Source organism: Streptomyces sp. NPDC048411, from assembly GCF_040704695.1.
GTDB lineage: Bacteria > Actinomycetota > Actinomycetes > Streptomycetales > Streptomycetaceae > Streptomyces.
This window is the reverse complement of sequence record NZ_JBEZKL010000058.1, coordinates 39,883-46,283: the sequence shown is the minus strand read 5'-3', so window position 1 is coordinate 46,283 and position 6,401 is coordinate 39,883. Positions and strand designations below refer to the sequence as shown.

The 6,401-nt window shown below is 71.1% G+C and carries 4 protein-coding genes; 1 reads left to right on the top strand and 3 read right to left on the bottom strand.

The genetic code is table 11. The features are described 5' to 3' along the window. Positions 1 to 128: 128 nt before the first annotated feature. From AB0915_RS21260 to AB0915_RS21250, 3 genes are read right to left on the bottom strand one after another with little or no spacing between them, the layout of a single operon-like run. A complete protein-coding gene (locus AB0915_RS21260; protein WP_366692566.1) occupies positions 129 to 1,619 on the bottom strand; it encodes an NAD(P)/FAD-dependent oxidoreductase in 1,491 nt (496 codons plus the stop codon). Continuing rightward, on the bottom strand, positions 1,600 to 1,965 hold the full coding sequence (locus tag AB0915_RS21255; protein WP_366692565.1) for a (2Fe-2S)-binding protein: 366 nt from the start codon (positions 1,963 to 1,965) through the stop codon (positions 1,600 to 1,602). Before AB0915_RS21255 ends, AB0915_RS21260 begins: the two co-directional genes overlap by 20 nt. Next, positions 1,962 to 3,122, bottom strand: coding sequence for an FAD-binding oxidoreductase (locus AB0915_RS21250; protein WP_366692564.1), 1,161 nt, complete (start codon positions 3,120 to 3,122; stop codon positions 1,962 to 1,964). The genes AB0915_RS21255 and AB0915_RS21250 overlap by 4 nt, the downstream gene beginning before the upstream one ends. Positions 3,123 to 3,284: 162 nt before the next feature. Here AB0915_RS21250 and AB0915_RS21245 point away from each other — a divergent pair, with 162 nt between their 5' ends. Then, the gene (locus tag AB0915_RS21245; protein WP_366692563.1) at positions 3,285 to 6,398 is read left to right on the top strand and encodes a glycoside hydrolase family 38 C-terminal domain-containing protein; all 3,114 of its coding nucleotides are present in this window, start codon (positions 3,285 to 3,287) and stop codon (positions 6,396 to 6,398) included. Positions 6,399 to 6,401: the final 3 nt, after the last annotated feature.

Sequence of the window (6,401 nt, the reverse complement as noted above, 5' to 3'; positions counted from 1 at the left end):
GTCATGTGGCGGAGCCACCTGTCCTGCGACACCGTGCGGCGAGCGTGCGTGCCGGGCGTCGGGGCGCAGGCGGGGAACTCAGAACAGGCCCTAGGAGCGCCGAGGCGCTGCGGGACATGGGTGCGGGTCTACCCCGGGTCGGTCGGCTCGGCGAGCGTGGACAACTTCACGGGGCAGGCCAGCGGCCGCCGGTCAGGTCCGTCCGGCTCTTCTCCGGTGCCGCGTCCCGTGTTGTGTGCGGTGCCGTGCGCAGCGGCCAGTTCGCGGGCGGCGAATCCGCAGGTCCGGCCCTGGCACCACCCCATCCCGGCCCGGGTGAGCAGTTTGACGGTCCGGGTGTCACCCGCTCCGAGTTCCTCGCACGCGGCACGGATCCGGCCCGCGGTGACCTCTTCGCAACGGCAGACCTCCGTGTCGTCGGTCAGCCATTCGCTCCACCCCGCCCTCGGCCGGTGCACAGCGCCCATCAACGCGGCAAAGGCCCGCAGGCCGCGCCGGGAACGACGCAGGGCGACGGCTCTGCGTGCCGCTTCCCGCCGCACCCCGCCCCGAACCTCGCGAAGAACTGACAGCGCAGCCAACTCACCCTCATACAGTGCCAGTTCGACACCCGCGATACCGCCCGTCTCCCCCGCCGCCCAGACCCCCGGCACGGTGGTCCTGAGCTGCTCGTCGAGGACGACCGCGTGCGTACCGTCCGCGCACACGCGCGTACCGCAGCCCACCGCCACGGCGAGTTCCAGCTGAGGAACGAGCCCGTGCCCGACGGCGAGTGCATCGCAGGCGATCCTGCGACCGGTCCCCGGCAGCGGACGCCATCGGTGGTCCACCCGGCTGACGGTCACCGCCTCCACCCGGTCCTCGCCGTGCACGTCGGTGACTGCCCGGTGGGACAGAACCCGAACTCCGGCGCGGGCCAGCGCCACCCCGTACCGGACCGCTTCCGCAGCCTTGCCGGGGTTGACGGCCAGCACCAGGGGATTTCGCGCGTACGCGCCGTATCCGGACGCTTCGACCAGCGCCGGAACGCCGGCACCGGCGCGCGTCAGCGAGAGAGCGACGGCCTGAAGAAGCGGACCGCTCCCCGCGACCACGATCCGGCGGCCCGGCAGCACCAGGCCGGACTTGAGCATGGCCTGGGCCCCGGCCGCACTCACCACACCTGGAAGTGTCCACCCGGGAAAGGGAAGTTGGCGTTCATGGGCCCCCGTCGCCAAAAGCAGTCGGCGGGCCGGGACAGCGATGCGGTAGTCGCCTTCGGATCCGGTGACGGCGTGCAGGATCCAGTCGCCGTCACCGGCTCGTTCGACCGTCCAGACGTGGTGGTCGGCGAGATGGCGGATCGCGCCGGAGTCGCGGTGCGCCGCAAGCCGTGCCGAGAGTTCGGCGAAGACGGACCAGCCGTGGTGAAGGGCGCCCGGCCGGGCGGCGCCGAGCCCGTCGGCCGGGCTTCGGTAGTACTGTCCGCCGGGCGTGACGGCCGAGTCCAGCAGAACCACGTCGAGCCCGTGATCGGCCGCGGTGACGGCCGCGGCCAGGCCGGCCGGCCCCGCGCCGACCACGGCGAGTCCGGCACGGTCCGCCGCCCGTGGCAGGCGTTCAACTGTCGAGTGCGGCATGCCCGTCGCCCTCCTGCCTGGTGATGGTGTCGCCGGGACGGGCGGGAAGCAAGCACGCGCGCTGGTTGGGCCGGCCGTTGACGGTGGCCAGGCAGTCGTAACAGGAACCGATGCCGCAGAAGGCTCCCCGCGGTCGGCCGTGGACGCGAGTGGTACGCCAGGTCAGGATGCCCGCCGACCAGAGTGCCGCGGCGATGCTCTGGCCCGGCAGTCCACGGATCGGGCGCCCGTCGAAGGTCAGCTGGAATGCCGGTCCCGGCTCCGCCGCGACGAGCTCGGCCGGGGTGCGTGCACGGGTACGTCTCACAACATCCTCTCCCGGGGCAAAAGCCCCCTCCACCGTCATGTGGTCTGCCCCATGGTGTGAAACCGGTCCGGGGCGAACGGTCCGAGATCGATTTCCGGCTGCCGCCCGGCGATCGCATCGGCGACCAGCCGCCCGGTCGCGGGGGCCAGCCCGATCCCGGCCCCTTCATGGCCGCAGGCGTGGAAGAGACCCGGCACCCGGGGGTCCGGGCCGATCGCCGGCAGATGATCGGGCAGATAGGGGCGGAACCCGTGGTAGGCGCGCATCACCCGCACATCCGCCAGTACGGGGAAGAGGGCGGCGGCCTGGGCGGCCAGTCGGGCGATCACCGGAACCGACAATGTCCGGTCGAAGCCGACCCGCTCGCGGCTGGCCCCGATCAGCACCGGCCCCGAGGGGGTTCCCTCCACCACGGGCGAGGTCTGCAGCGCCGCGGACCCGCTCGACACATCGGCCACGTACTCCGCCGCGTAGACCTTGTGCCGGATCAGCCGGGGCAACGGCTCGGTGACGAGTACGAACCCCCTGCGCGGCAGGACCGGCAGGTCCACTCCGGCCAGTGCGGCCAGGTCGCCGCCCCAGGTGCCCGCCGCGTTGACGACCGCCGGGGCGAGCAGTTCGCCGCGTGCGGTGCGCACCCCGCGTACCGCGCCCGCTCGGTCTCTGAGAATCGCGACGACCTCCTCCCCCGGGCACAGGCGTGCCCCGGAGCGGCCGGCTGACCTTAACAACTCGGCTGCCGCGACTGCTGGTTGGACCTGCGCATCCTGCGGATAGTGGCAGCCTCCGGCGAGGTGCGGCGCGAGATGAGGCTCGATGTCGCGGAGCCGGTCGGATGTGACGTGGTACGCCTCGACTCCGGCCGCCCGCTGGCCGGCGGCCGTCGTGGACAGGGTGGTCAGGGATTCCTCGGACGCCGCCACGACCAGGCCGCCCTTGTGCTCGTACTCGATGTCCGCAGGCAGCTCCTCCGCCAGTCGGCGCCACAAGGAGGCGGAGAGCAGGGCCAGTTCGAGTTCAGGTCCTGGAACTTTGTCGGAGACCAAGAGGTTTCCCTCCCCGGCTCCGGTGGTGCCTCCGGCGATCGGTCCGCGGTCGACCACTGCTACGGACAGTCCGGACCGGGAGGCGTAGTAGGCGCAGGCGGCACCGACCACTCCGGCCCCGACGATGACGACATCCAGGGTCTGTCTCATGGGCACGCCAGTAATATGTCACATTGCTTTAGGGCCGCCAAGGGTGCGCACAGGGCCAGTTGAACAGCTGTCACCCCGTCGCGCCGCTCTCAGGGGTGCCGGTTCCGCCGCCGGGGAAGTGGAGCCATGGACACCCCGCAGCGCCGATCCCGAGGAGCCGTGATGCACGACGACCGCACGCTGGTGGAGGGCCGCCTGGAGCGCGCCCTCCAGCAATTCATCCGCCCCGCCCAGTACGCGGACCGGTCCCCGCTCACCCTCTCCGTGTGGCACGCACCGGGCGAACCGGTGCCGGTGACGGAGGCGATGAAGGGGAGGTACGAGCCGTGCCGGGCCGGCACGGAGTGGGGCAGGCCCTGGTCGACCAGCTGGTTCAGACTGGAGGGCACAGTGCCCGAGGCGTGGGTGGGGCGCCACGTCGAGGTGGTCGTCGACCCCGGATTCTCCGGTCAGGTTCCGGGCTTCCAGGCGGAGGGGATGCTCTACGACATGGAGGGCGTACCGCTCAAGGGCATCCACCCCCGCAATCGCCATCTGAGGGTCGCGACCGCGGCGTCGGGCGGTGAGCCGGTCTCCTTGCTGCTGGAGGCGGCGGCCAACCCGGCCGTGCTGGAGCACGGCTTCGTGCCGAACCCGCTCGGGGACGTCCTCACGGCGGGCGACCAGCCCCTGTACCGGTTCGTCTCCGCGGACCTCGCCGTACTGGACGAGGAGGTCTGGCATCTCGTCCTGGACATCGAGGTGTTGTCGGAGCTGATGCACGAACTGCCCGCCGACCGGTCACGACGGCACGAGATCCTGCGGGCGCTGGAGCGGATGCTCGACGCACTGGATCTGCACGATGTGGCGGGCACGGCGTCCGGAGCCCGGGCCGAGCTCGCCGAGGCACTCGCCCGCCCCGCGTCGGCGAGCGCGCACCGGATCTCGGCCGCCGGTCATGCACACATCGATTCGGCGTGGCTGTGGCCGGTGCGCGAGACGGTACGCAAGGCCTCGCGCACGTTCGCCAATGTCACCACGCTCGCCCAGGACTATCCGGAGCTGGTCTTCGCCTGTTCGCAGGCCCAGCAGTACGCCTGGGTGCGTGACCAACAGCCGCACATCTGGGAGCGGATCAAGCAGGCGGTGGCGGACGGACAGTGGGCGCCCGTCGGTTCGATGTGGGTGGAGTCCGACGCCAATATGCCGGGCGGTGAGGCGCTGGCGCGGCAGATCATGCAGGGAAAGCGTTTCTTCCAGGAGGAGCTGGGCGTGGAGACGGAGGAGATCTGGTTGCCGGATTCCTTCGGCTACACGGCGGCATTCCCGCAACTCGCCGCACTGGCGGGGGTGAGGTGGTTCCTGACGCAGAAGCTCTCCTGGAACCAGACCAACAAGATGCCGCACCACACCTTCTGGTGGGAGGGCATCGACGGGACCAGGGTCTTCACCCATTTCCCGCCCGTCGACACGTACAACGCACAGTTCCACGCCCGCGAACTCGCCCATGCGGAGAAGAACTTCGCCGAGAAAGGGCGGGCGACCCGCTCGCTGGTGCCGTTCGGCTGGGGCGACGGCGGCGGCGGTCCGACCCGCGAGATGCTCGAGAAGGCGCGCCGGCTCCGCGATCTGGAGGGTTCTCCGCGGGTCACGATCGAGAAGCCGTCGGCGTTCTTCGCGGCGGCGGAGGACGAATACGCCGAGCAGGCCCCGGTCTGGTCCGGCGAGCTGTATCTGGAGCTGCACCGGGCGACGTACACCACCCAGGCCAAGACCAAGCAGGGCAATCGTCGCAGTGAACACCTGCTGCGGGAGGCCGAGTTGTGGGCGACGGCGGTAGCACTTCAGGGGCCCGGGTACGCCTATCCGTACGAGAGGCTGGACCGGGTGTGGAAGACGGTCCTGCTGCATCAGTTCCATGACATCCTGCCCGGCTCGTCGATCGCCTGGGTGCACCGCGAGGCCCGCGACACCTACGAACAGGTGCGGTCGGAGCTGGCCGACCTGGTGGCCGAGGCGGTGACCGCGCTCGGCGCCGCAGAGGGGCTGGTGGCGCTCAACTCCTCGCCGTACGACCGACGTCAGGTGCTGGAATTGGACGCGGAGGCGAGCGCGGTGCTGCCGTCCGGTGCCCATGTCCAGCAGCTGGCCGACCGGCGCACGGCAGTGTTCGCCGAGGCGCCGGGACTGGGCTCAGGACTGCTCGACGGGTCTGCGGTACCCGAACACGAGGTCACGGCGGGCCGCACGTCGGACGGCGGATTGGTCCTCGACAACGGCCTGCTGCGCTTCACCGTCGACCGCGACGGGCTGATCGCCGCCGTCCGTGACCTCGGCGCACGGCGTGAGGTCCTCGCCCCCGGTCACCGGGCCAACCTCCTTCAGCTGCACCCGGACCACCCCAACCACTGGGACGCCTGGGACATCGACCGGCACTACCGCCGGTCCCGCACCGATCTGACCGATGCCGACTCGGTCGAGCTGGTCGAGGAGGGACCGCTGCGGGCGGCCGTACGCGTGGTGCGCTCGTTCGGCAGGTCGCGGATCGTGCAGGAGATCCGGCTGGCGGCGGGCAGCAGGCAGATCGACATCGACACCGAGGTGGACTGGCAGGAGTCGGAGAAGGTCCTCAAGGTCGCTTTCCCGCTCGATGTGCATGCCGAACGGTCCACGTCCGAGATCCAGTTCGGGCACGTCCACCGCGCAACGCACGACAACACCGGCTGGGACGCGGCGCGTTTCGAGATCTGTGCGCACCGCTGGCTGCGGGTCGCCGAGCCGGGATACGGGATCGCGGTGCTCAACGACTCCACGTACGGGCACGACGTGACCCGGACCCCGCACAGGTCGGGGCTCGCCACGACCGTACGGTTGACGCTGCTGCGCGCTCCGCACAGCCCGGATCCGGAGACCGACCTCGGCACGCACCGGTTCCGGTACGCGCTGGCGCCCGGGGCGGAGGTCTCGGACGCGGTACGCGAGGGACTCGCGCTCAATCTGCCGCTCCGCGCGGCAGTGGCCCCGGCCGTGCCGTCGCTCGTCACCACCGGGCATCCGGCGGTGACCGTGGAGTCGGTGAAGCTCGCCGAGGACCGAAGCGGCGATGTGGTCGTCCGGCTGTACGAGTCGGCGGGCGGGCGGGCGGAGGCCACGCTCCGGGTCGGCTTCCCCGTCGTGCGGACGCAGATCACCGACCTGCTGGAACGACCCCTGAACGAGGCAACCACCGATGAGCACGGTCTCGTACTGGCGCTGCGGCCGTTCCAGATCCTGACGGTGCGGCTGACCCCGGCCTGAGCG